The organism is Vibrio sp. 1F279 (assembly GCF_041439815.1).
Lineage (GTDB): Bacteria > Pseudomonadota > Gammaproteobacteria > Enterobacterales > Vibrionaceae > Vibrio > Vibrio tasmaniensis_A.
The window spans coordinates 1-26,207 of sequence record NZ_JBGOOU010000025.1 but is presented as its reverse complement, the minus strand read 5'-3'; the positions used below and the strand labels follow the sequence as shown (position 1 = coordinate 26,207).

The 26,207-nt window shown below is 42.9% G+C and carries 19 protein-coding genes and 2 pseudogenes; 12 read left to right on the top strand and 9 right to left on the bottom strand.

Annotation, left to right across the window (positions count from 1 at the left end; genetic code table 11):
- Positions 1–34 precede the first annotated feature (34 nt).
- A complete protein-coding gene (locus ACED60_RS17130; protein WP_017099592.1) occupies positions 35–262 on the top strand; it encodes a zinc ribbon domain-containing protein in 228 nt (75 codons plus the stop codon).
- Positions 263–351: 89 nt separating this feature from the next.
- Here ACED60_RS17130 and xseA read toward each other — a convergent pair whose 3' ends face one another.
- Complete coding sequence (xseA, locus tag ACED60_RS17125) at positions 352–1,698, bottom strand: exodeoxyribonuclease VII large subunit (protein ID WP_017066420.1); 1,347 nt, start codon at positions 1,696–1,698, stop codon at positions 352–354.
- A gap of 271 nt (positions 1,699–1,969) precedes the next feature.
- Here xseA and guaB point away from each other — a divergent pair, with 271 nt between their 5' ends.
- The 5 genes and pseudogenes from guaB (at position 1,970) to ACED60_RS17100 (ending at position 8,977) form a co-directional block, all read left to right on the top strand.
- Complete coding sequence (gene guaB, locus ACED60_RS17120; RefSeq protein ID WP_010440594.1) at positions 1,970–3,433, top strand: IMP dehydrogenase; 1,464 nt, start codon at positions 1,970–1,972, stop codon at positions 3,431–3,433.
- 378 nt (positions 3,434–3,811) lie between these two features.
- On the top strand, positions 3,812–5,365 hold the full coding sequence (gene guaA / locus ACED60_RS17115) for a glutamine-hydrolyzing GMP synthase (protein WP_017099594.1): 1,554 nt from the start codon (positions 3,812–3,814) through the stop codon (positions 5,363–5,365).
- A gap of 286 nt (positions 5,366–5,651) precedes the next feature.
- Positions 5,652–7,364 (top strand): annotated as a pseudogene (locus ACED60_RS17110) (chitinase).
- Positions 7,365–7,501: 137 nt separating this feature from the next.
- Complete coding sequence (locus ACED60_RS17105; RefSeq protein WP_017098063.1) at positions 7,502–8,296, top strand: hypothetical protein; 795 nt, start codon at positions 7,502–7,504, stop codon at positions 8,294–8,296.
- 87 nt (positions 8,297–8,383) lie between these two features.
- Positions 8,384–8,977, top strand: coding sequence for a GPR1/FUN34/YaaH family transporter (locus ACED60_RS17100; protein ID WP_009848306.1), 594 nt, complete (start codon positions 8,384–8,386; stop codon positions 8,975–8,977).
- A 176-nt stretch (positions 8,978–9,153) separates the two neighbouring features.
- On the opposite strand, the gene ACED60_RS17095 is transcribed toward ACED60_RS17100, so the two are convergent.
- The 4 genes from ACED60_RS17095 to ACED60_RS17080 all read right to left on the bottom strand — a co-directional run bounded on the left by ACED60_RS17095 (position 9,154) and on the right by ACED60_RS17080 (position 14,597).
- Complete coding sequence (locus tag ACED60_RS17095) at positions 9,154–10,701, bottom strand: sodium:alanine symporter family protein (protein WP_102556377.1); 1,548 nt, start codon at positions 10,699–10,701, stop codon at positions 9,154–9,156.
- A 474-nt stretch (positions 10,702–11,175) separates the two neighbouring features.
- Positions 11,176–12,516, bottom strand: coding sequence for an MBL fold metallo-hydrolase (locus tag ACED60_RS17090; RefSeq protein WP_371728053.1), 1,341 nt, complete (start codon positions 12,514–12,516; stop codon positions 11,176–11,178).
- A gap of 177 nt (positions 12,517–12,693) precedes the next feature.
- Positions 12,694–13,461, bottom strand: coding sequence for a 1-acylglycerol-3-phosphate O-acyltransferase (locus tag ACED60_RS17085; RefSeq protein ID WP_371728052.1), 768 nt, complete (start codon positions 13,459–13,461; stop codon positions 12,694–12,696).
- A 197-nt stretch (positions 13,462–13,658) separates the two neighbouring features.
- Entirely contained in the window at positions 13,659–14,597 is a 939-nt protein-coding gene (locus ACED60_RS17080; protein ID WP_371728051.1) for a hypothetical protein, read from the bottom strand.
- A gap of 270 nt (positions 14,598–14,867) precedes the next feature.
- On the opposite strand from ACED60_RS17080, the gene ACED60_RS17075 reads away from it, so the two are divergent.
- From ACED60_RS17075 to ACED60_RS17060, 4 genes are all read left to right on the top strand, one after another.
- Positions 14,868–16,580 (top strand): bifunctional 2-polyprenyl-6-hydroxyphenol methylase/3-demethylubiquinol 3-O-methyltransferase UbiG, encoded by a 1,713-nt coding sequence (locus ACED60_RS17075; RefSeq protein ID WP_135385396.1) that lies wholly within the window; start codon positions 14,868–14,870, stop codon positions 16,578–16,580.
- Between the two features lie 58 nt (positions 16,581–16,638).
- Complete coding sequence (locus tag ACED60_RS17070) at positions 16,639–17,367, top strand: DUF429 domain-containing protein (protein WP_135382703.1); 729 nt, start codon at positions 16,639–16,641, stop codon at positions 17,365–17,367.
- Positions 17,368–17,448: 81 nt separating this feature from the next.
- Positions 17,449–18,258, top strand: coding sequence for a M15 family metallopeptidase (locus ACED60_RS17065; protein WP_135382702.1), 810 nt, complete (start codon positions 17,449–17,451; stop codon positions 18,256–18,258).
- Between the two features lie 305 nt (positions 18,259–18,563).
- Entirely contained in the window at positions 18,564–20,444 is a 1,881-nt protein-coding gene (locus tag ACED60_RS17060) for an ATP-dependent zinc protease (RefSeq protein WP_371728050.1), read from the top strand.
- 152 nt (positions 20,445–20,596) lie between these two features.
- Here ACED60_RS17060 and ACED60_RS17055 read toward each other — a convergent pair whose 3' ends face one another.
- The 3 genes and pseudogenes from ACED60_RS17055 to ACED60_RS17045 form a co-directional block, all read right to left on the bottom strand.
- Positions 20,597–21,904 (bottom strand): HipA domain-containing protein, encoded by a 1,308-nt coding sequence (locus tag ACED60_RS17055; protein WP_371728049.1) that lies wholly within the window; start codon positions 21,902–21,904, stop codon positions 20,597–20,599.
- A complete protein-coding gene (locus ACED60_RS17050; protein ID WP_009848316.1) occupies positions 21,888–22,190 on the bottom strand; it encodes a helix-turn-helix transcriptional regulator in 303 nt (100 codons plus the stop codon). Before ACED60_RS17050 ends, ACED60_RS17055 begins: the two co-directional genes overlap by 17 nt.
- A gap of 259 nt (positions 22,191–22,449) precedes the next feature.
- Positions 22,450–22,871, bottom strand: a pseudogene (locus ACED60_RS17045) (DUF4143 domain-containing protein); the annotation flags it as partial.
- 830 nt (positions 22,872–23,701) lie between these two features.
- Here ACED60_RS17045 and ACED60_RS17040 point away from each other — a divergent pair.
- Both ACED60_RS17040 and ACED60_RS17035 read left to right on the top strand, forming a co-directional pair.
- Complete coding sequence (locus ACED60_RS17040) at positions 23,702–24,055, top strand: EAL domain-containing protein (protein ID WP_371728048.1); 354 nt, start codon at positions 23,702–23,704, stop codon at positions 24,053–24,055.
- A gap of 707 nt (positions 24,056–24,762) precedes the next feature.
- Entirely contained in the window at positions 24,763–25,557 is a 795-nt protein-coding gene (locus ACED60_RS17035) for a transcriptional regulator (RefSeq protein ID WP_135385388.1), read from the top strand.
- Between the two features lie 280 nt (positions 25,558–25,837).
- Here the strand turns inward: ACED60_RS17035 and ACED60_RS17030 are convergent.
- Positions 25,838–26,207: hypothetical protein (locus ACED60_RS17030; RefSeq protein WP_371728047.1), on the bottom strand; the 370-nt coding region annotated here is incomplete at its 5' end.

Sequence of the window (26,207 nt, the reverse complement as noted above, 5' to 3'; positions counted from 1 at the left end):
GATTGTAAAAAAAGTAGTGAGTTAGGAAATGCTAATGAGTGAAAATATCTGCCCTAAGTGCCAATCAGAGCTAGGTTGGGATGGAAAGTATCACTGTGAAAGTTGTCAGGCACACTTTACTAAGGTTGGGTTTTGTCCTGAGTGCAGCAGCCAACTTGAGAAGCTTCAAGCCTGTGGTGCAGCGAGCTATTTTTGTAATGGTGAGTGTAATGAGCTTAAATCTAAATCGAGAGTAAAGTTCGAATTCCAACCAGCGGAATAGCCTTAAATTATTTGGTTTGAACGACAATCGGTGATGTTATACCAGAGACTCAATACCAAAGTGTTGGGTCTTTTTTGTATCTAATGAACCTAGAGCTCGCTCTTGGCGACTCTTGTTGTCACTTGCGACTCAATCACACCGTCTTCAACTTGAGTGGTGATCACTTCGCCTACTTCGACGTCGTTAATCGATGACACGGTCTTGCTCGATGCTGAATGAGTAATGCTGTAGCCACGCTTTAACGTGGCAAGTGGACTAACGGTCTCTAACTTCTCGGCAGCCATGGCTAGCTGGTGGCGAGTGGTCAGTAATGTCTTATCCATCGCATCCAATAGTTTTTGCTCTGAACGTTGTAGATGCAGTTTTTGTTCACCAAGGCGTTTCACTGGCGAGTTCAGCTGAAGCTGGTGCTGTTTGCGCTCAACACGCTGTGCATGCTGCTTTAGGTATTGAGTCATACCGCGACGCAAACGCATGTCTAGGTCATCAAGCTGCTGACTCTGCTTTTGCAGTTGGTAGCTCGGGTGTTGTTTCTCTAAGCGGTATTTCAACGTTTGAGTGGATTGTGCTTGTTTGATTAACACATGACGAATCGCACTGACTAAGCGAGCACGTTTAGAGGCATAAGCTTGCTCTTTATGACTGTTGTCACGGCTAACCAATTCTGCAGCTGCTGACGGCGTTGGAGCTCGCATATCTGCGACGAAATCGGCGATAGTGACATCAACTTCATGCCCAACGGCGCTGATAATCGGGATTTGGCTTGCAGCGATTGTGCGAGCTACGATCTCGTTATTGAAGCACCATAAGTCTTCTAACGAACCGCCGCCTCGGCCAACGATCAACACATCACACTCATTGCGCTCATTGGCACGCCCAATCGCCTGAGCAATTTGAATTGCCGCCTCTTCGCCTTGAACCATGGTTGGGTAAACCACAACAGGCAATGAAGGATCGCGTCTTTTCAGGACATCAAGAATATCAAACAGTGCTGCACCGGTTTTAGAGGTGATGACGCCAACGCGTTTTGGATGTTCAGGAAGCGGTTGCTTACTCGATTGAGCAAACAGGCCTTCAGCGGCAAGGTTCATCTTCAGCTTTTCAAACTCTTGCTGAAGCTTGCCGTCACCTTCTGGCTGCATGCTTTCGATGATCAGTTGATAATCACCGCGTGGCTCATAAAGAGATAGACGCGCTTTAACTAGCACTTGATTACCGTTCTGAGGCTTAAAAGTCACACGACGATTATTGCCACGAAACATAGCGCACTTAACTTGAGCGCGAGAGTCTTTAAGCGTGAGGTACCAGTGACCAGAGACAGGTGCAGAGAAATTTGAGATTTCACCAACGAGCCAGACTATTCCCATTTCGTTTTCTAATAGGAGACGAACCTCTGAATTGAGGCGAGAAACAGTAAAGATGTTTGGATTGGTCATAGAAGCGCTATCTATCCTTGAAGGAAGGTCTTTCTCTTGGAATCTCACTGGGCGTGAGTATGGAAGATAGCGGCAATATAATACATAGCAAGGGGGTAAATGCAAATTAAAAGTATAAAAATGTGTAGCCAAGCGATTTCGTTGGCCGTATAATCCGTCCGCAATATCTAATCCAAATGCAGTTTGATTTTCCTTAATTGGCTGCCCTCATTAGGCGAAACGATGAGATTGGATTGTTTCTTTTTACTCCTATTATTGTGAGATATTGCAAATGCTAAGAATTGCCAAAGAAGCGCTGACATTCGACGACGTACTGCTAGTGCCAGCACACTCCACCGTTCTCCCTAATACAGCTGATCTTCGCACTCAGTTGACGAAGAATATTTCCCTAAACATCCCAATGATCTCTGCATCGATGGATACTGTGACAGAAGCTCGCCTAGCGATTGCACTGGCACAAGAAGGAGGAATAGGCTTCATTCATAAGAACATGTCTATTGAACAGCAAGCTGAAATGGTTCGCCAGGTTAAAATTTACGAAGCAGGTGTGGTTTCTCACCCTGTTACTGTAAACCCTGACGCGACAATCGCTGATGTTGTAGCTCTTACTCAAAAACACGGCTTCGCCGGTTTCCCTGTTGTTACTGAAACAAACGAACTTGTTGGTATTATTACTGGCCGTGACGTTCGCTTTGTGACTGACCTTTCTAAGAAAGTTGACGTAGTAATGACGCCTAAAGCTCGCCTTGCTTCTGTTAAAGAAGGTGCAACTCGTGAAGAAGTTCAAGAGAAAATGCACGAAGCGCGTGTTGAAAAAGTTCTTGTTGTAAATGATGACTTCCAACTAACTGGAATGATCACTGCGAAAGATTTCCACAAAGCTGAACGTAAACCAAACGCTTGTAAAGATGAGCGCGGCAGCCTACGTGTAGGTGCAGCTGTTGGTGCTGGTGCTGGTAACGAAGAGCGCGTTGCTGCTCTAGTTGAAGCTGGCGTAGACGTTCTACTTATCGACTCTTCACACGGTCACTCTGAAGGCGTACTTAACCGTATCCGCGAAACTCGCGCTGCATACCCTGATCTACAAATCATCGGTGGTAACGTAGCAACTGGCGCTGGCGCTCGTGCTCTTATCGAAGCAGGTGTTAGTGCGGTTAAAGTAGGTATCGGCCCAGGTTCAATCTGTACGACTCGTATCGTTACTGGTGTTGGTGTTCCTCAAGTAACAGCAATCGCAGACGCGGCTGAAGTAGCTAACGAATACGGTATTCCAGTAATCGCAGATGGCGGCATTCGCTTCTCTGGCGATATCTGTAAAGCTATCGTTGCTGGCGCATCTTGTGTGATGGTTGGTTCAATGTTCGCGGGTACTGAAGAAGCTCCGGGTGAAGTTATCCTTTATAACGGTCGTTCTTACAAGTCTTACCGTGGTATGGGTTCTCTTGGCGCTATGTCTCAAGGTTCTTCTGACCGTTACTTCCAATCTGACAACGCTGCAGACAAGCTTGTTCCAGAAGGTATTGAAGGTCGTATCGCATACAAAGGTCGTCTAAAAGAGATCGTTCACCAACAGATGGGCGGTCTACGTTCAAGCATGGGCCTAACGGGTTCTGCAACTGTTGAAGATATGCGTACTAAAGCTGAGTTTGTTCGTATCTCTGGTGCGGGCATGAAAGAATCTCACGTACACGATGTTCAAATCACGAAAGAAGCACCTAACTACCGTTTAGGTTAATAATACGTCCAAACGTTTGAATAATGTGCTGATTTAGTCGGCACATTAATATACCAATCGTAGTAAATAACTGATCATCCTAGCTTGTTAAAAACCTCGATAACTTCGTTAGAATTTTTGATTGTAGAATAACTACTTATCAGAACTCTTTGTTGAATAGAGCAGCCTTGTTCTCAAGCTTTTTTCCAGCGCTACTACTGAACACTTACTTACTGTGATTGGTATTATATCTACCGCCTGTTTTGCAGAAAGTCTGATTTTCTCAAAACACGAGGTTACAGATAACCAACGAAAACGTTTGCTTTATTTCTTGAAGAGTTAATCAGAGGTGAGTAAACTCGCCTCCGTTTTATCACATAGCCAATAAGACTGCTTACAATGACTAAAAATATTCATGACCAACGTATTCTAATTCTGGACTTCGGTTCTCAATACACACAGCTAGTAGCTCGTCGTATTCGTGAGATCGGTGTTTACTGTGAACTTTGGAGCTGGGACGTAGAAGAAGCGGATATTCGTGAATTCAATCCAGACGGTATCATCCTATCTGGTGGCCCTGAAAGTGTAACGGAAGAGAATTCTCCACGTGCACCTCAGTACGTATTTGATTCAGGTGTTCCTGTCTTCGGTATCTGCTACGGCATGCAAACTATGGCTGAGCAACTTGGCGGTAAAGTAGCAACATCTACTGAGCGCGAGTTCGGCTACGCGGCTGTACAAGTGACGGGTGAATCTGCACTTTTCGCCGACCTTGAGACAACTCAAGATGTTTGGATGAGCCACGGTGACAAAGTGGTTGAAATCCCTGCTGATTTCACAAAAATCGCAGAGACAGATACTTGCCCATACGCTGCAATGGCAAACGAAGAGAAGAAATACTACGGTGTTCAATTCCACCCAGAAGTAACGCACACTAAAAACGGCCTAAAAATGCTTGAGAACTTCGTTCTTAACGCGTGTGGTTGTGAAGGTCTGTGGACTTCAGCATCTATCATTGAAGATGCAGTTGCACGTATTAAAGAGCAAGTAGGTGACGACGAAGTTATCCTTGGTCTTTCTGGTGGTGTTGATTCATCAGTCGTAGCAATGCTTGCTCACCGCGCTATCGGCGACAAACTGACATGTGTATTTGTAGATAACGGCCTTCTTCGTTTAAACGAAGGTGAGCAGGTTATGGAGATGTTTGGTGACCAATTCGGCCTAAACATCATTAAAGTTGATGCGGAAGATCGTTTCCTTAACGCTCTGGAAGGCGAAGCTGAACCTGAAGCGAAACGTAAGATCATCGGTCACGTATTCGTAGATATCTTCGACGAAGAGTCTAAGAAACTGAAGAATGCTAAATGGCTTGCTCAGGGTACTATCTACCCAGACGTAATCGAGTCTGCAGCATCTAAGACAGGTAAAGCACACGTAATCAAATCTCACCACAACGTTGGTGGCCTTCCTGATGATATGGAAATGGGCCTTGTTGAGCCTCTACGTGAGCTGTTTAAAGATGAAGTACGTAAGATCGGCCTAGAGCTTGGTCTTCCATACAACATGCTTTATCGCCACCCATTCCCGGGTCCAGGTCTAGGTGTTCGTGTACTTGGTGAAGTGAAGAAAGAGTACTGTGATTTACTGCGTCGTGCTGATGCTATCTTCATTGAAGAGCTTCACGCTGCTGACCTTTATCACAAAGTATCTCAAGCATTCACGGTATTCCTACCAGTACGTTCAGTTGGCGTAATGGGCGATGGCCGTAAGTACGATTGGGTTGTATCTCTACGTGCAGTAGAAACTATCGACTTCATGACTGCTCACTGGGCACACCTACCATACGACTTCCTAGGTAAGGTTTCTAACCGTATTATCAACGAAGTTAACGGTATTTCGCGTGTTGTTTACGATATTTCTGGTAAGCCACCAGCAACTATCGAGTGGGAATAATCTCTTAGAGATTTAACCAGTTTTGATTAAGCTCTTAAGCCTCGAACTTTGTTCGAGGCTTTTTTCTTTTTATTTGGGAGATTAAGGATTTACATCTACAACGAGCAACCAAATCCGTTGGAAGTTAGATATCACCTCAAGAAACAATGAGACGTTTTGTTGTGTTGAAGGATACATAAAAGTGTCACTCGCACTTTTTATAAATTCACATGGTAACGACTGGCTCATTTCCCATGCGCCGCATATTCTTTGATGGACTTATTAAGGACAGATAAGAGAATCCATCATGTTAAAAATCAAATATTTGGCGACAGTTGTTGGCTGCACTTTAGCAGCACAAAGTTACGCGTCTTTGAACATTCAACCTGATCCGCAAAACCCGAATGGCTACCTTGTTGAAAAGTTTGCACTGCAAGCTGCTGAACAAGCGAAAACATCCGATCCTATGTATGCGATCTGGTCACAAGCATTACAAACTCGTCCCAATAGTATTGTTGAAGCTATTGAACCGGGTTTAGCCTCGAATCCTGAAAACGTGAAACGAGTCGAGCGTGTATTCCCTCAATCTGAATGGGACTTCCTCACTCAGATGGCTGCGCCAGAATACACGTACACTCGCTTCTTACGGGCGATTGGTAAATTCCCAGCCTTCTGTGGAGAGTACACTGATGGCCGAGACTCAGACGCCATCTGTAAAAAATCCATCATCACGGCCTTTGCTCATTTCGCTCAAGAAACAGGCGGGCACATCGCAATAGATAACACCTCTGATAACCCATTAGCTCTAGAAGAGTGGCAGCAAGCGCTGGTGCATGTTCGTGAAATGGGTTGGTCAGAAGGTCAAGAGGGTTACACCACCGGTTGTGGTCAGAACGATTGGCAGAATGCACGTTGGCCTTGTGCGGCAGGGCAGGGTTACTTTGGACGTGGTGCTAAACAGCTTTCTTACCATTTTAACTACGGTGCGTTCTCGGAAGTTATGTTCGATGGTGATGCGACGGTTCTATTGAATAACCCAGGTTTGGTTGCTGATTCATGGTTGAACTTGGCTTCTGCTATCTGGTTCTTCCTTACACCTCAAGCTCCTAAACCTGCCATGCTGCACGTTATTGACCGCACTTGGACACCCTCTCAGCGTGAGTTGGATGCGGGAATTGGCTATGGGTTTGGTACCACAATCAACGTAATTAATGGTGGTATCGAGTGTGGTGAGCAGAACAAAGACAAAGGCCAACCGGTTAACCGAATTCGTTATTGGGAAGGATTAGCTGCGCATTATCTGATCCCTGTAGAAGCGGATGAAGCCAATACATGTTGGCAGTAAACGCCTTATGGAAGCTTGAACTTGAATGGTGCGACTGATGTGTTGTACACCAACTGGGATGGTAACTGGAAATACTACGCAGACCGCCCAGAAGGCTATTCATTTGAGTGTGAGCTTGTTGGTTTCCAAACCGCTTATTCAGCCTTGGTGGCCGGAGATTATGAGAAGTGTGTGACCAATTTTTATGGATCACATGCGAGTTGGCCAGAAGTGAAAGTGGTCGATAAGCTTGATCCGGTTGACCCTGGTACTAACCCCGGAGGCAATGGTTGGAGTGTAACGAAAGTTTACAATGCTGGCGACCAAGTCACTCACAACGGCGCGACTTATCAAGCTAAGTGGTGGACTCAAGGGGATGATCCTGCCAATGGCGGCCCTTGGAAATTAGTAGCGGGTGAGCCAACACCACCCGTAGTGACAGATCCATCGCCAGTTGACCCTACACCTGTCGATCCTGCTCCGGTAGACCCAACACCGGTTGAACCACCTGTGACTGAGCCGCCTGTCGTTGTTGATCCATCGGTGTTTATCACATGGCAAGCGGGTGTTAGCCAAGTGAGCAATGGCGATAAGGTGACACATAATGGCAAGTGCTTCGTGGCTAAAAACGGACCGGGTGTCTGGGAAAGCCCTGTTCAATCGAACTGGTTCTGGGATGAAATTAGTTGTAAATAATTGACTTAAGCAAGCCTCCTAGAGGCTTGCTTGTTCAGTGACAGTTATACGACACTTCCCTTACTTTCTATTACAGTAGTGCTTTCCATTTATCGATAAACTGTGTTCGTGAATAATTCGATTACAGGGCAATTAAAATGAAGTTAAAGCTATCTATTCTTGCGTTATTGGTAACTGGAGTTACTGGATGCAACAGTACGCCGCAGTCAGGTCTCGAGCAAAGTTTGGGCTGGGGTAATTATGGCAGTTTGAGTTTTGAAACGAGCTCTGAAGGTATTGTTGCTCAGCGTTATCAAGTATTAAAAAGTCCTGTAGGCCAAATCACGTCTATAGAGGAGCAAGGTAACCAAATTCATGTTATTCAAACACTTGAAGGCGCTTTAATTAAAGGTGTCGATAGTACAGGCATTATGAATTACGAAGGCTGTATGGAGTCTGTTGGGGAAGTTGATGCTGCTGTTAATGCATACCCGTCAATCGTTCAATTCTTATTAAAGCAAGCTGCGCCTCAAGGTCCTAATTCTGTATCAACATCATTACCTTTCACTGTCTCAGAGTCAGCCAATAACGCTCAAATTTACATTGGTGAAGCAACTTCTGTAGAAATTGAAGGTGAAAGCTATCCTATCGGTCCTATGATCGAACTTTCTGCGCCGTGGGGGGCATCTGGCCAAATCACATCTGTAGATGCGACAACCTTTGAATTTTCATATTTTACGACCAACGATGGCCACAAAGATACGGTTGATATCCGTGGTGCATGGAGCCAAAGTATGGGCCCAATGGATAAGTTTAACCAAGAACCTTCGGGAGAGTGGTTAGCGTGTGTAAAGCCCGAGGTTCAAGCGGTCTTGATGGAACAAAGCCCTAAACGAGTTGGCGAGATACTTGAAATCATCACGAAAGCCGAACTGGCGAACGATGCAATCTAAGATTGCGATTTAGCGATCTATCTTTTTATGCCGTTCGGATTAAAATTTGCGTACAAATTTTATTAACTTTTTTTAAAGGCGCGCAAAATGTCAACAAAACTGGCGAACCCGGCACCACTTGGCCTAATGGGTTTCGGTATGACTACTATACTTCTTAATATCCATAACGCAGGTTTCTTTCCAATCGATTCAATGATTCTTGCTATGGGTATTTTTTACGGTGGTCTAAGCCAAGTTATCGTGGGCACAATGTGTTTCAAACGTGGTGACACGTTCGGTACAACTGCGTTTACTTCTTACGGTCTATTCTGGTTATCTTTGGTTGGTTTAATCGTAATGCCTTACATGGGCCTACCAGCAAGTCCAGCAGCGTTTATGGGTTGGTACCTACTACTATGGGGCATCTTTACTGGCTTCATGTTCATTGGTTCTCTATGCTACCCAGTAGCGAAACAAGTAGTATTCGGTTCACTTACTATTTTGTTCTTCCTACTTGCCGCTCGTGACTTCACAGGCAGCGAACTGATCGGTACTATCGCTGGTTTTGAAGGTATCTTCTGTGGTGCGTCAGCTATCTACTTTGCAATGGCACAAGTAATCAACAACGAATATGGCCGCACAGTACTGCCAATCGGTGAGAAAAAAGCGCCTCAAATGACGGCTCAAGAGATCGCTGCTTAACGCTCTAGCTTGGGAACAGTTAGTTTGTTATAAGCAGTCAGTTCGTTATAAGTAATGAGCTCGTTATAAACTGCGATTTTTATGAACAAAACAAAAGGGGTTAGCCGAAATGGCTAACCCCTTTTTTATGCGTTATTAATAGCGCGAGTTAAAGCGATCTATTTGCTAAGTCAAGCTTAAGCTGAAGGTTGCTCTACAGGTTTACTGTCTGCAACTTCAGATTCAGGAGACTTACCTGTTTTACGCTTGTACTTCTCTTCCCAGTAAGTTGCACCTTTAATGCCTAGTTTTACAGGGTTGAATGTGTACTCAGTCACACCTTGTTTCTGTTGTTCTTCGTAGTCTGCTAAAGCCTTAAGCGCAGGCTTAGACATGAAGAAGATGATCAGAATACCAACGATGTTTAACCATGCCATCAAGCCAACACCCACATCACCCATTGCCCATGCAAGGTTCGCTGTTTTAACGGTGCCATAGAAAACTGCAGTGATAAGAACAAGCTTAAGTACGAACATCATGCCAGGGATCTTGATGGTACGACGTAGGTAAGCAATATTCGTTTCTGCGATGTAGTAGTAAGCAAGAATCGTTGTAAATGCGAAGAAGAACAGAGCAAATGCGATGAACGGCTTACCAATGCCTGGCAGTGCACTTTCAATAGCAAGCTGTGTAAATACAGGACCATTCGCACCGATGTTTGCTGCTAGGTTCTGAACAAGGAATACACCTTCAGCACCGCCGTGAACGTTGTAAGCACCAGTGATGATGATCATGAACGCTGTAGCAGAACATACTAGAAGAGTATCAATGTAGATAGAGAACGCTTGAACCAAACCTTGCTGAGCTGGGTGATCAACACTTGCCGCAGCTGCCGCGTGAGGACCAGTACCTTGACCTGCTTCGTTTGAGTAAACACCACGTTTAACACCCCAACCGATTGCAGCACCAAAGCCTGCCATAGGAGTGAATGCATCACCCAAAATCATTCCGAAAACAACAGGAACTTGGCTGATGTTTAGTAGGATGATAACGAATGCGATGATGATGTAAGCCAACGCCATGAATGGAACGACAATTTGTGTGAAGTTCGCGATACGTTTAACACCACCAAAGATGATGAAAGCAAGGATGATAGCAACAACAGTACCAGTGAAAATTTTAGCGAAACTGAATGTACCGATAGCTGTTTCAATCATATCACCTGAGCCAAATGCAGCTTCTACAGCATTACCTATACTGTTTGACTGAACACCTGGAAGCAAAATACCACATGCAAAAATAGTCGCGATAGCGAAGATCCATGCGTACCACTTCTGACCCATTGCTTTTTCAATGTAGTAAGCCGGACCACCACGGAACTGGCCTTCATCTTCTTCTTTATAGATTTGCGCCAGCGTAGATTCTGCGTAAGCAGTCGCCGCGCCAAAGAAAGCTACCACCCACATCCAGAATACTGCACCTGGGCCACCGAAACCGATAGCGGCAGCAACACCTGCAATGTTACCTGTACCTACACGGCCAGATAGCGAAACGGCAAGAGCTTGGAAAGACGAGATGCCTTTTGATGAGCTTTTACCCGAAAGTAGCAAGCGCCACATTTCAAAGAAGTGACGGATTTGAACAAATCGAGTCATGATGGAGTAGAACAAACCTGCACCTAAACATAGGTAGATAAGTACTGGGCTCCAGATTATTCCATTCAAAAAATCAACGAACGACTGCATGAGTATTTTCCCTGTTAGTTTTGCTTATGATTGTTTTTCGAACAACACAATACTTCACTTGTAACCCGAGTGTTAAATTATTTAACTGCGCATTGGGATTACTGTGACATAAAGCAAGTTATAGAGGGTGTTTGTTAATGCTTAGTGCTAATTCGATAATCGTTCCATTTAACTTGTTATGCAACAGATTGTTGCGGCTGGTGTTTTGCAAAGTGAATAAATAGTGATTAATACAAAAGGGTGGGGAGGTGCGCAGAAGAAGGGTAGGTGTGCACAAGAGACGAAATTGCGTAAAACAGCGGTTAAAGCCACTTAGCATGAACGGCTGATATATGAGTGGTGAGATGGATTTGATTGGAATATATCACCTACATCGCGTGAACGAGCTGGTCTAAGAGACTGTATTTTTTAAGGTTCGATAATTAAGGCTTTAACATTGATCTAGTGAAAGTGGCTCATTTGTTGATGCCTGTTTCAAACAACCACGAACCCTTGCTCCTGTAATTCTTTAGCGAACTCAGACTGAGTATTTGGCTCACCGTGAATCAAATGCACCTCTTTTGGTGGAGTCGCGATGCCCTCTATAAATCGATTGAGATCCTCTTTATCGGCATGAGCAGAATAGCCAGACATGCCATGAATTTGAGCATTAACCTCAACGTCTTTGTTATCAATAGAAACCTGCATTTCGCCTTGTTGCAGCTCTCGTCCGAGCGTTCCGTGTGCTTGATAGCCCGCTAAAATCACATCCGTCCGTTTATCGGGAAGCAAAGCGGATAAGTAGTTCATTATCCTGCCGCCCTGACACATTCCAGAAGCTGCGACCACAATCGCGGGTTCACCTGTCGACTTGAGGCGGTTAACGATTTTCTTGTGCATTCTATGCCCATCAACAGTAATGCATTGCTCAAAAGCGAGTGGGTGACGTTTCACTTCAAGGCGCTGCTTTGCTTCTTGCCCCCATAACTCTTTAAAGCGTCGGTATGAACGCGTTACTTTCTCTGCCATAGGCGAATCGAGGATGATAGGAATATCGGCGCTGAGTTGATGCTCAAAGATCAAGTTTTCAATATCAAACAACAGTTCTTGTGTTCTGCCGATACTAAATGCCGGGATCAGGATGACGCCACCATCGAGTAACGAACGGTCAATAATTGCTTTGAGGCGTTCAGAGCGTGGAGCAATATCGTCGTGCGTGCTAGTGCCGTAAGTCGATTCGATAAACAGATAGTCGGCTTGTTGTGGTGGTTTTGGATCCGGCAGCAGTGGCGTGTTACTAGGGCCCAAGTCGCCTGAAAAGACCACTACCTCTTGGCTTGGTAACTTAATCTCTATATAGGCCGAACCTAAGATATGCCCTGCAGGTTGAAAACGAGCATACAGAGTATTTGGCCTATGATGATCCTTTCCGTTGTTTTGTTGTGTGGACGTGATGGGAAACCAATCCCCGTAAGGCTTGGGAGCTATCAACGAATGAATCTTTTTGAGTATCAGCTTTGATTGTTTATTGCTGAGCCCTTGCAGTTTTAAGCCATCTTCAATCATTAAAGGAGCGAGCTCTGCGGTGGCTTGCGTGCAATAAATTGGTTGGTTAAAGCCACTGGCAAGCAACCAAGGTAATCGACCAATATGATCAATGTGAGTATGAGTCAGCAGCAGAGCGTTAAGGTGAGACGTTTCAAATTCAATATCAAGAGGGCGGGTGTCTTCTCCTTGAAAAAGGCCACAATCGATGAGAACCGCTTGGCCTGAATCTCTTAATTCGTGACAAGATCCTGTAACGGTATGTTTGCCGCCATGGTGAATCACTTCCATCGTTTACTCCCATTACTCTATAAAGCCATTAACGCCTGTTTTTATTGTGCGGATAAGCGCCAGCAAGTAAAACAAGAACAATGAGAGTTGCGATCGTTGAGTGTCTTTTTAAGTAACTGAGCAATGACTCTGTGGGTTCGTTGCGAGTTAGTTCTTGTTCCTTCTGTAACTACCTTGTTAGCGCGCGGAAGAACCGTCTGAATCCAGTTCTGGGTTTTGTTGCGCCTCTAAACGAGCGACTTCGGCATCAAGCTCTGCTATTTTTTCAGCCATGAGTGCGTGACAGCGATTTGCTAACTCTCTTGCGTCGCTGAGCTTGTATCCGGATACATCTATAGGCGCAAGCATCTCGGTGATCACAATGCCATTATTAACTCGGTTGAGATCAATCTTATTGTGTGTGGTGCTGGTACACATCGGGGTGATAGGCACACCGGCTTCAATAGCCATTCGGAAAGCGCCCGTTTTGAATGGCAGTAATCCACGCCCTTTACTGCGCGTTCCTTCAGGGTAAACCCAAACAGACAGATCTCGCTGATGAATGGCTTCCGCCACTTGCTTGATGGTATCGCGTGCTTTGGATTTGTCTTCGCGGTTAATCATGATGTTACCGGTGATCCAATACAGCAGCCCAAAGAAAGGCACATACAACAAATCGCGCTTGCCTAAAGAAACGGTACGAGGCCTTAGCATCCCAGGGTCAGTCACAAAGTCTAATATGCTTTGGTGGTTAGAGATGTAGACGCTTTTTTCTGATGTCGGCGCATTGTCTAGGCCGCGCTGCACCAGTTTTACACCGACGATCTTTTGGAGTTGATTGAACCAACGGCAGAAAACGTACACATGCTTAGGGTTCTTGGGGCTAAACAAGCAGTAAACAAAAGCACATAGAGTGGTGAAAATAATAAACACCGTAGCCAAAATAATACGAAGAACAGCAAGCACAATTCACTCCTTACTCACCGCAAGATTGCAGTGATTAAATAGTTTTAGATGCTTGAAGTTTTCACTCTATTTAACCGAATTGCAACAATTAACTGTTATAGGGGGCTGTTTTTAGATCTTTATATAAAACAATGACTAACAATGGGTGTTTGACACGATCATCGAGCTTACACGTGTTCACCAGTAGGTAGGCATGTTCACCAATACTGTTTATTTGGATCCGACTTTTCTACCCATTCAGGATCTTGACGCGACTCTAAATAGAGTTGTAGGCCGTTATAGGACATGAAAGCTGCAGGGCCACCAAGATGTTCGAAATAGTCAAAATAATCATCTTCGAGTGAACAAAGGTGAGCTAAATCTTTAACGTTATTCATCATTGCCCATTGAATAGCGAACACCGGAGCCGTCGAACCTGAAATGCTGACCTCTTCGACATTTGGGTTGAACAGTGAATTAGCTTGTTCAAGCAGTATCTCTTCTTGTTCAGACTCTTGCTGTAACACCTCTTCGATGATCTCTGAGCGTTTGGTATTAGAGACATTCTTATTCAGCTTAGCGATTCGAAGCGCGTAGCTAAAACGGTCTGTTGAAACGATGTCGACAAGTTGCGATAGCAGCTCTTTGTCTACGCCCGCAGCCTTGGTGAAATAATCGATACACGAATTGATTGAAGCATAACGAGTACCGTCAAATTCAAAGCCACTGGTTTCGTCGTAGACCTCTATTACAATGTCATCAACCGATAAAGGCCAACCTTTATAGTCGACTCGCTGCTTGGCGATTTGATACATCTTCCAAGCACTGCGCCCAAACCCGCCAAGTGTCGAGCCCGAGAAATCTGAATCAATGAGCTCTTGTTCCGTCCAATTTTCACCAATCCCTAAGTGCTTTGCGTACTTATCGATGAGTGCGTGTTTTATCTGGTCGCGCACAGCCCAAATTGAAGTTAGATCTTTTGCATACCTAACACTCGCGCACTCCTTACAAGCTGGCAGTGCAATCGGTGAATAGTCTATCTTGGCAATAGCTTGTGCAGTCTTAGGGAATTCAACAACATCATTGGAAGGTTCACCACAAAACCAACAGGTGTGGCGCAGGTTGAACGGGGTGTCTATGTGTGAGTATGTGGTCATTAGTCTTTATCAGTTAGGTACTTGAGGCGAGTTAATCATCTTCAAACAATTATCTCTGTTCGCACGTCAGCTTGCACCTTGTTTGTTTTTGTTTTGCTGACGAAACTGATTCGTGATGTGACTCGCCTGATGAGCTCATTAGGTGGATATTGATATAAAACAGTCACTAACGATAAATATTGATTGGTGTGGCTGAACTTACATGACTTGCTAGCAATCGCCTAAGCTCCCCATTACTATTGAGATAGACTCCTTACCCCAATAGTGCATATGTCCTCATCGATTCCTTTTTACGATAAAAATGCTCACACACTTTGTGAACAGTACAACTCAGTGACGTTCGAGACGGTACATAAAAGATGGCAAGCTTATTGGCCTTTAGAGGGCGATAAAGTACTAGATGTTGGTGCAGGAAGTGGTCGTGATGCACTATGGATGCACAAAGCCGGAGCTGATGTTATTGCGATAGAACCAAGTGCTTCATTACGCGAACAAGGCTCGAAATATACAAGCCCAAGTGTTACCTGGATTGATGATTCACTTCCCTCGCTTAGCCGCATTGAAAACCTCGGAATGCGTTTTGACTTGATATTGGTGAGCGCAGTATGGATGCACTTAGCCTCGTCTCATCGAGATCGTGCATTTAGAAAGTTGTCTAACTTGCTGGCTCCAAATGGCAAGTTGGTGATAACTCTACGTCATGGGGAGTTTCAAGACAGTCGACAAGGCTATGAAGTCTCAGTTGAAGAGCTCGAGCGTTTATCAAAAAACAGCGCCTTGTTGGTTCGTCATGTTGATGATAGCCAAGATACATTGAACCGCAGTGAAGTGTGGTGGCAAACCGTGGTGATGACACTACCAGACGATGGCTCCGGTGACTTGAACAAGGTGCGCCACATTATTGTGAATGACAATAAGTCAGCGACATACAAGCTGGCCTTATTAAGAACCTTACTGAGAATTGCGGATGCTCATTCAGGCGCTGTGATTGATCGAACGGATGGGAAAATTTCTCTACCAGTGGGCTTAGTTGCTCTGTATTGGGTAAGGCAGTTTAAGCGTTTGATTGATATCGATATAGAAGGCGCTGGAATTCAGCAAAATAGCAACACGAGTAAAGGCCTCGGATTTGTAAAAGAGGATGGTTGGAATAAACTCAAACACCTCAGTGCTGATGATCTAGCGATAGGCTCTATGTTTCTCGGCGATGAAGCCAAGGCACTACAGAAGCTGTTTTCACAAACGATCAGCACCATTAAATCAGGGCCTGTGACTTTTATTTATCAAGGCTCGAAAGACAACCGACTATTCGATATATACCCACCTCAGAAACGACGGAAGAGCCGAGAATCACTGGTCATTGATAGTGAGTTCTTAGAAAGCTTTGGCTATTTCACTCTCGATGAAAGCCTGTGGGAGTGCTTTAGAATCTACCACTCGTGGATTGAACCGCTGGTGGTGAATCAATGGGTCATGGAGATGCAGCGTTTCGAGTTGAACCGACAGCGAAGCATTTCACTACAGACTTATCACGACTGCTTGGTATGGATCGATCAAAACCATGATACTCGCGATGTGCGTAAACGTGTCGAGCAACTTAGATCTGATCGTGCCGACATTGTCAGCGTGTGGAGTGGAAAATCATTAAAAAATGAGTATCACGTTGATCACTGTTTGCCTTTCGCTTACTGGCCAAACAACGATAAGTGGAACCTCTTTCCTACTACAAGCAAAGAGAACTTAAGTAAAAGTGATAAAGTTCCTACGGCTGAAAAGCTGCGCTCGTCTAAGTCGAGGATTCTAGAGTGGTGGCAACTCGCTTGGAACGATTCGGCTCATTTTGAACAACAATTCTTTTCAGAAGCCGCGCTTTCGTTACCTAACATACCAGCGCAGTGTCGAGACTTTGAAGAGGTGTTCGATGCAATGGGCTTGCAGGTACGTGGTGTAAAAAGCAGACTGCTGATTAGTGAGTGGCACTGATCATTAAGTGGGCTAGTTATCCCAAATAACCCTCAACAAACTAATCATCGAGAACATAATGAAATACATCGGAATTGATGGCTGCAAGTCGGGTTGGATCGCTTGGATTGTCTCTGACAATGAGATACCTGCGTTTAAAGTGGTAAACACCCTCGATGAGTTGGTTGATGACCTTACGGGAGCAACAACGTTAATCGATATGCCTATTGGCTTTAGCGATTCACTGACTCCAGATAGATTATGCGATAAAGCGGCAAGACGTTTTCTAACCAACAAGCGTGGTTCCTCCGTGTTTCCAGTGCCGTGCCGAGAGGCGGTTTACCAAACCGATTACGTTGCAGCGTGCAGTGCCAATGTGGAGCAGCTTGATAAGAAGTTTTCTAAACAGACTTGGGGAATTGTGCCCAAGATCCGTGAGCTTGATGAGCTCATTGAAACTCATCCCAATCTTTCTATCAGGGAATCACATCCTGAGGTGGTGTTTGCAGCTTTGAAAGGCGAACCGCTGACGTTTTCAAAACGAACGCAAGAGGGCAAAGAAGAACGGCTTTCTATTATTCAGCAACTTGCCCCTCAGTGGTGTGACGGCTTGTCGTTGTCCATTTCAAATACCAAGCGTAAAGACGTCGCGATAGATGATATTTACGATGCTTTTGTACTGATGTTGATCGCCTATTACGCTCCGCAATTATCGACCTTACCTGAACTTTCTGATGTTGGTGGAGAAGCTGACAAGGATCAGAACGGACGAGTTAGAGAGATTGTCTATTGGAATAAAGCGCGCTAACAAATCGTGCGCTCAACTTGGCTTAATATGCTATTTTCCAACTTCTGCTACTTTCCACTCTTATTATTTTGAGTCTTTGATATGAAACGTTTTATTGTCGGCTGTCTGGCCACTGTGCTCAGTGCTGCGAGTTATGCTCAAGTTGCGCCTATATCTCAATGGCAATGCGATATGATGAAAAAGAACAATGTATTGAGCAGCGGTGCGCCTGTTGGTTGTGAGCGGTTATCTAAAGTGGATTTCGATTTCATTAATTTCAAAGGGGAGACGCAACAGGGCAATATGATCGTGCTTGATGTTATTGCGCCAGCTGTTGAACAAATCTTTTCAGAGCTTAAACAGCGCAATTTTCCTCTTCATTCCGCTCGCCTAATGCGTGAGTTTAAAGGTGACGATAGCGCCTCAATGGACGCGAACAACAGTAGCGCGTTTAACGCTCGTCCTATTACAGGCGGAGGAGGTTGGTCGAAACATGCCTATGGTGTGGCAATCGACATCAACCCAGTTCAAAATCCTTTCTTAGAGTTCGATAGCAACGGACGAATCACGGTAAAGCCTTCACAATCTGCGGCTCGCTATGTGAACCGTACTCGTTTTCGCGCGCGTGATGAAATTGAACGCCGAGGCATGGCAGAAGATGTGGTTGAGCTGTTTGCTCATCACGGATTTATGATCTGGGGAGGGGATTGGAATAGCCCAATCGATACTCAGCATTTTGAGGTCGGCTCAAGAAAGTTCGTTAACCAACTGCTCTCTAAACCACAACCTGAAGCCAAAGTGTTATTTGAGCGCTACGTCGAATCTTATCGACAGTGCTCTATCAAAAATAAAGGCGAGAACGCAGAAAAAGCTCGAGCTATCTGTGCAAAGAAAACAGTCGGCACTTTTTAGTGCTATGTTTATCTAGAACCGTTTGTGTTTTAGCAAGTTAAACTCGCTTCAGGTGTGTTTTGAATCGCTAAGGTCAGCGCTTGTCGTTGGCCTTTTTGGTATTTATTTTTTCAATAGAACACCACATATTGAAAAGGTTATCGGGTATCCAATGGTCAATAATCGATAAGCGAATACTGCGCAAAGTCATCGGTTTGTCATCGAAAAACTCATAGCGTTAACGTTATGTGAGAACCATTGCTGGTGGGGGAACTATTTGCCGAATCGCCAGTATTATTAGTGAACTGATCACAACGGACCAACTAATGAAAAAGATACCTTTGGCTCTAACTCTTTTAAGCACTCTACTTTTTTCACAATATTCTTTGGCTACAGACACTTCACACACCACTCAAAATCCGACCTACGAACTCGATGGTAAGGCGGTATTAGGGCGTACAGAGAATGTATACCTATCTAGCGTTCAAGGGCTAAAAGACGTTCCTTTCATTGGTAAAATCGATACCGGTGCAGAAACCACTTCTATGCATGCGGAAGACATTCATGTGAAGAGCTCTAATGCCGACTACAAAAACCTCAAAGACAAAGAGTTGATGGCGGCGTTAACCGAAGACCTGTTGAACAATTCCGATGTTGATTACGATGATTGGGATGGCAGTACCTTTGCAAAATATGAAGCTGTGGTCTCTTTCAAGGTTCAAAACCCACGTACGGGTGACATGGTATTAATCGAAGCACCTTTAGAGCGTGTCAGCATAATACGCAGCCGCACCAGCAGCACGCCTTTGCTTCGCCCTACCGTCAAAATGTCGCTCACCATTGCGGATCAAGAGTTAAAAACAGACGTTAACCTGACCGACAGAAGCCACTTCTCTGCGCCAGTATTGATCGGCAAAACCTTCCTTGCGGATAACGCACTGGTGTTTGCTGGTTACGACTATTTGCAGGAGCAGGAAAACGCGACGGTTGTTGGCCGAAAAGAGGTGATGTCTATCTCGGGAATGGCGATGAACGCGACCTTCTCCTTAAAGAATCGCTACAGTATTCTTCATGCGAAAGACATCGATGTAGATAAGAAGAACAGTGAAGTGACGTTTGATATGTTCGACAACGATGGTAAGCAGAAAGAGATGACACTGCCATTAGTTCGTATGTTAAGTGTAGGTGGTAAAAAAAGACCTTTGGTGTATGTGCCGGTTCAACTCGATGAAAACACAACCAAAGACGTTCTGGTGTACCTACGTGAGCGCTCGAGTAGTGAGTCGCAGTTGAGATTTGGTACCAGTACTGCCAGTGAACTTTTCATGATTGATACCAATGCAGAAAATATTCTTTCAGAAGGTTCTGAGAATTTCAGCGAGGTTGCGAAAAAGACTGAGCCACTGATTATCTCACCGGAAGAAGATATCACATTAGATGGTTTCCCTATGAAGGCTGTTGCTTCATTTACTGTCAACACGCCTTTGTTGAAGGTCGACAGTTTTGAAATGACAGGTAACGGCAAAGAGGCTTCTGTTGAATTTTATCTTACAGATGTTAATGGTGAGAAGCAGAAGATAACAAAGCCAATTATTAAGAAGCTTAAGGTCGGTGATGATACTCGCCCGGTGGTAAGTGGTGAGTTTTTGGGAGCTGGTAAAGTTCGCCAACAAGAGTTTGCTATCGATGTGCTTAACAGCAATGAAAAAGAAGCGTACTTCATTCTGGGTAAGAAGATGGCGAAAGATGGGGTATATGTGAATACTCGATCTGATTATCTTTTGAAATCGGAGCCTTTATTTAAAGTAGGGCATATAGAAGTTGTTGAAGTCAACGGCATGAAGTTCCCGGCCAAGTTGGATACTGGCGCAGATGTCAGCTCAATGAACGCAGTCAACATCAAACGATTTAAGAAAGACGGCCAAGACATGGTGAGCTTTACCTATCAAAACAACCAAGGCGATAAGCAAGATTTCACCAAGCCAGTGATTGATGTAATGCGCATCAAAGCCAAGAAAGGCGAGAAGGTAAACATTCGCCCTGTGGTCGAAATGAAGGTGAAGTTAGGTGGCTTAGAGAAAGAGGTGAGGGTAAACCTTCAAGATCGCTCTCGCTTTGAATACAGCATGATCCTAGGTAAGAACTTCTTGAAGCACGGCGCAGTAGTCAGTAGCGATGAAGATTATGTGCTAGGTGATATGGAGTAACACCTAAACTTATCTAATTTCTATCGGTTCAACTTCCTCATCAGTAACTGAACTGGCTGCGTTAATTATCAAGTAGAAAGCACAAAGAGCTTTTGCTTTTTGTGCTTTCTATATTCTGATTAGATAGCTTATCTATAAGTTAAAGCTCAATTTCAGTGATGAGTGATGAGTGGTGATTGTTTAAGGAAGTGCTTACATCTAGCCACAACGATTTCACGGTATCGGTTTAAATAAGGTAATTGTGAATCAGAAGTCGGAGTGACGAGAGATATAGCATCATCAATGTTGTTTATAATGTCATTTGCGATCTTTACTAGGCTTTGTTGAAGCAATTTTGGTGAAATACCACAATCGTCAGCAAACTCTACAAGTTGGTAGGCATTAATAGAATCTGAGTCAAATTCATCCCCAATTGCCATCGCAAGATCCTGCTCAAATTCAGGGTACATCCTTACATTGACTAGATCGTAAAGTGGCGTTGGTGTTAAGCCCGATTTTTGGACAAAGAAACTGAAGTTTTTGCCATGTGCATCTGCGTTATAAATGCAGAGATTGAACATTGCCCACTTTAGGATCGCTAGTTTTGCCACTAATGGGTTTTCACATTGCTCTGTTACCGAAAAAAGTCGGGTGAAGCTGACACCATCACGAATATGACTGACATCTCTTTGTTTACCTAAGTTTCGTTCATACTTTCTATCGACACCTAGGTTACAAGCTTGACTGGCATCGATCATATGCCTTCGTTTCACACTTGTTGAGCTAAATAGCTTTCGATCAAATCTCTCTACAATTAAGGCTGGAAATTGGTCAAAATACCGCAACTCAACATCAGCAACATCTAGTTCAACTAGCTTCGCTAACTTCATCGTCACAAATTCATTTATGACAAGGTGTTGTTGGTCATTTTTTTCGAACTTCACAATATGAGTTGAGCATAGTTCACCCTCTCCAAACCCTAAGTTTCCATCGATAGATAAAACGTTTAGCTTAGATTGAACCCCCGCTACTGATAGTCTTGGTTTTCCTTCCCATATTTCTAAATACCAAAGCTCAGGGTCAGATAGTTTCTTAATTAATTCACTATCGTTGATTGGGTTGAAAGAGGTTTCAGTTTGAACTGGAGAAACACCTTCAGATAAGAACATCATTGCACCTGATGTATCTGTTCCAATACCACCAACTTGTGCAAATACGTTTGAACGTGATACGCCAAGAAAGTCGATCAAATAATCTAACCCTTTATTTTCAGGGAGCAAATTCTGTAAGAACCTCCTGATATTGACTGATGGTATATCAGAGTTAAATGGAAGGTGTGGCGATATGGGAAACCCATTATCAATCCAATCTTGCTTGTAGATTACAGATAGAGCATCACTTTCTTTACTCAGTGATAGTTTGCCTATGACTTGCTGGCTATAGACTATATCGAGGATGTATTGATTAGACCCAGACGTCATTACCTTTCTCCTGTGATGAGACTGAAGCATCTAAGTCTTGCCATGGTTGTATCGATATCTTTATTCCTAGAGCAGACACAACTTTCATTAAAGAGGTTAGTTTAATATCGGAGCTGCCTTGTTCAATTTTTATGTAGGTTTGTTTTGAAACACCAGAAAGCAATGCTGCATCTTGCTGAGTGATTTTACTTTGAGTTCTTTTTGCTTTGATCGCCTCACCAAGTAGTGATGGTGTGAACACCTGGCTTAGATCTGGTGACTCAGTTGCTTTTACTTTCTTAACCATAGAACCTCCATATAGCATGATGCAATAAAGTATGTCTTAGTAGACTTTTAAGTTATTTATACGTAGATTTTAAATAAAAGTCTATTAAAGTTCACTTTTATGGTGAATACATTGAGTTATCACATAAAAGTCTACAGTAGTGAGCTTTTATGCTTACAAACTTGGCGATCTTATTAAAAGTCTAATGTGATTTACTTTATGTAATGAAAGAACAATAGAAAACTCAAAGCCATGGGGCTTTGAGATACCTAAAGTATGGCTAACTCTCTATCGGAACCTTAAGGTGGTCGTTCAAGTATTGTGTGTAATACAAAGGCATTACAACATTCTCTTGCTCTAGTGTATTGGAGCCTTGTGTTCCTGTTAGCTTGATTGTCTTGTGTGGCTTACACTTCGATATATAGGATTGCAGTGACCTAGCGCGAGTCTTTTTGCCACTCTTTACTTCTATAGGAATTATACGACCAACCTCATCGGCAATGACAAACTCAATCTCAGCTCTAGCATCCCCCATGAAAAAGTCGGTTCGTAGCCTAGTGCTGCAAGTTCTTGTTGAACAAAGTTTTCAGCAACGTAGCCTTTGTATTCGTACCCCTGTTGCTTTATTTCACGGTAACTTGTCGCGAGCATGTGATTAAGTACTCCTACATCAAATAGAAACAGCTCTATAGCATTCTCTTTTGCCTTAAAATTAAATAATTAAACCTTAAGTGGTCAGACTTGAATTTGTTTGATTAATTCTCAAATTTAAGATGATAATCATTTTTTTTGCTGTTGAGTGAGGTTTTTATCACTTTTTTAAAGGGGGCATATGTCTACGACTAGTTTATTTAATTTGCTTTTTCTTACGTCACTTTCATTGTGTGTGGTGTTTTATAGAAAATCGTTAAGATATGAAAAAAATTTATCGTTTGTTCAACGACGATTGGAGCGAGAACAAAAAAACAAACGCTCAAGCGTTTATTTTGTGATGAAACAGATTTGCTAAACATTAATTACATTCAAAATGGGCTGTTAAAGAAAAGTAAAAAACTCACCGAGTCATACATGTAATCTGTGTAGGAAGAACTGAAGATTTCTATAATTTTTTTGATTCAAAAACTAGTAGGACTATTAAAACTGAATTACATAATCATCTTAGCGAAGTGCTTTCTCCTAGTATTATCGGTTTGTTTGAAGGGAAGTATATAGTTATTATTTTCGAAAATAACACCCCTTGGAAAGAGAAGGAAATCATCAAACAACAACAAATACAGCGAGTTCTACCCCAAGATAAAAATCAGTTGTTTAGAAGAATGGCTTATAGCGTAAAAAGGTCACTACAATCTACTGATGGTGTTTATGTTTACAATATCATGATTATGAAAAAAGCGTTAAAACTCGTTCAGTAATCCAAGCGTTGCATCACGATATAAGAAAAGGTGGAGCTCAGTTTGAGCTTTTCTATCAACCCGTAGTTTATAGTATGAATACATCTAAAGAGTATCTTTGTTACACTATTCACTACTATTATGATCTTAAAAAATTTAATAGAATATGCGATAACCACCAAAGAAAACTTACTTAATATTAGCATTAATATCAGTTATTCTGATTTAAGTATAATTAGTTTTTATACTGATGTAATGGAAGTTACCAAGCTGGTCCCTGAATTAATAAGTTCAATAATATTCGAACCTGTTGAATATAGTGAAGAACTTGCTCATGATTATACCAAAGATAACTTAAATCTACTCAAGAGTGCAGGATTTCGGTTTGCTATTGATGACTTTGGTTGTGGCTATTCTAATTTTAATCTTTTGTCTAGGAAGTATTTTGATTCCATTAAACTTGATAAGTCCTTGTTAAGGAAATGTCAAGACTAAATCGTTGCTAATGAAATAGTTAAGTTTATGGTCAAGCTATCATAACGTATTGATGTGACCTTGATTATCGAGGGTGTTGAAATATCTCAACATTTACGATTACTTCCCAAAAAGGAGAATATATTATTCCAAGGTTTTTTTATAAGTAAATTAAGCTAACTAATACCCTTATTTGTAATTAAGAATATGAACTTGAGTGATGTTAAGATTGGTTTTTAATATTTTTAATGGCAGACTTAAGGGCTAGGTTAAATATTGAGTTAATTAACTATTGTAGTGTTGGTAAGAGCTTGGGTAGTGTACGTTCCATCGTGAGTGTAATCTTGATGGTTAATTTAGAAGGCAGTGTGAAATTCTATATTTATAATATATCCCCCCCCCCTCCCGAGCTTGTTGTTGAATTGCACTGTAAATGTTAATGGTGTTTTCATATTTAGAGCATTAATACTAAATGTAAATAAAAATTAGTTATATCGTTGTTTTTTATGAGGTGAGAGGGTAACATGCGCTCAAATATTAGCTAAATTAAATAAGTCTAAAATTCATCTATATAAAGAGGGGATGACCTTCGAGTTACTATTAGATAGATTTTATGACGTACTCTAGGATGGAGTAACGTGTTCGTATGCGAGCGATGATCTTTCAGGGATGATTTTAGGCTTAGGTGTTATACCTAAGAAAATTGTAGATTGATTAGTTGTACGTGTATGAATTGCGAATTTTTATGGCAGTTGTATCCTCTTGCTCGGGAACAACTAGTTAATGTTAAAACCTTGAGGGCCAAAAAGCTGAAAGGTACAGAATGTCGAGTATTGGAAGTCTTAATTGCAAATCAAGGGCAGGTTGTACCGAAAAAAGAGTTGTTTACTCAGGTTTGGGGTGATCGGATTGTGTCCGACAACAGTCTGACCCAATGTATCGCTCAATTACGTCTAGCTTTCGGTGATAACGGCAAAGAGCAGAAGTATATAAAAACCATTCCTTCGCGTGGTTACATGTTATTTGAAAATGTAGTGCAATTGGCGGAACCTGAGCAAAATGAATTACCGGAAAAAGCCATTTCTGTACCGGAAGAGGCTCAAACTGATTATAAATCCCTTGAAGTGGTTGAGCGTCAATATCGCCAACAACTGAAAGCGTTGCTGGCGTTATTCTTCGCCGTGATATTCTTGTTTCAAACTGCTCAGGCTGTACATCGTTGGACGTTTGATTGGAATGTTTCTTTGGATCGATGGATTACTCAAACACAAGGTGACAGAACTTTCATGTTCCTCAATAACCCAGCAAGTGAAACGCTTTATCGTTATTTCCGCGATGAAAGTTCACACCTCAGGGAGACCTCTGTGACCGAGCTGCTTATTTCCACTGGTGTAAGTAATTATTATATTTCTTGTGTCTATCGATGTAAATCGACCGGAGATCAAGAAATCAAGAACTTTACTTTTAATTTGCAGGAGAACTTTTACCTAATTGGAGGGATGGTTCGCGATGTCTGTCAATAAAATACTGCTCGCGTTTTGTTTCCTAGCTGGAGTAGCAACGTTGACTAACGTTATGCTCAAAGTCGCAGATGTACCTGACTTCATGAATGGAAAAACGATTCAACTTTTCTATGGTAGTACTCTTAATGTGAAGCTAAGCGGAGATGTCTTTTTAAGTGAGGATTATCATACTATCAATCATCGATTGTTCTTTAATCAAAAATCACATACTAGCCACGTGATTGAAGGTGAACAGAAGGGGTTATACTTTAGTTATTTCACCGATTTCTATAGTGATAATTTAGTCCAGTTTACCGAGTTTTCTTTTCCAATAGACGCACAACTGAACTCGAATAAAGTGATTCAGGTTGAAGCTCATGCCATGAGGCGCTTCAACAACGAAATGTTGCAGATAATTTATCATAACCGCAAAGTTCTTTGTTATACAAAATTGCTTGAAGGTGGTGTGAAATGTATCACGCGTCGAAAATAAGACATTAGCTCTACCTCTTGCATCAACATCGATTTTTTGTTGTTCGCTACGGCGTCGATATTTTGCCATGCTCTTTCGAACGTCGGAAATGCGGTCGTATATCCTTACGACTGCGAGATAATCTTTGTATCCGCCCCATGAACCCACGGGGCGACTTGTCAGTGTTTGAAGTTCCAAG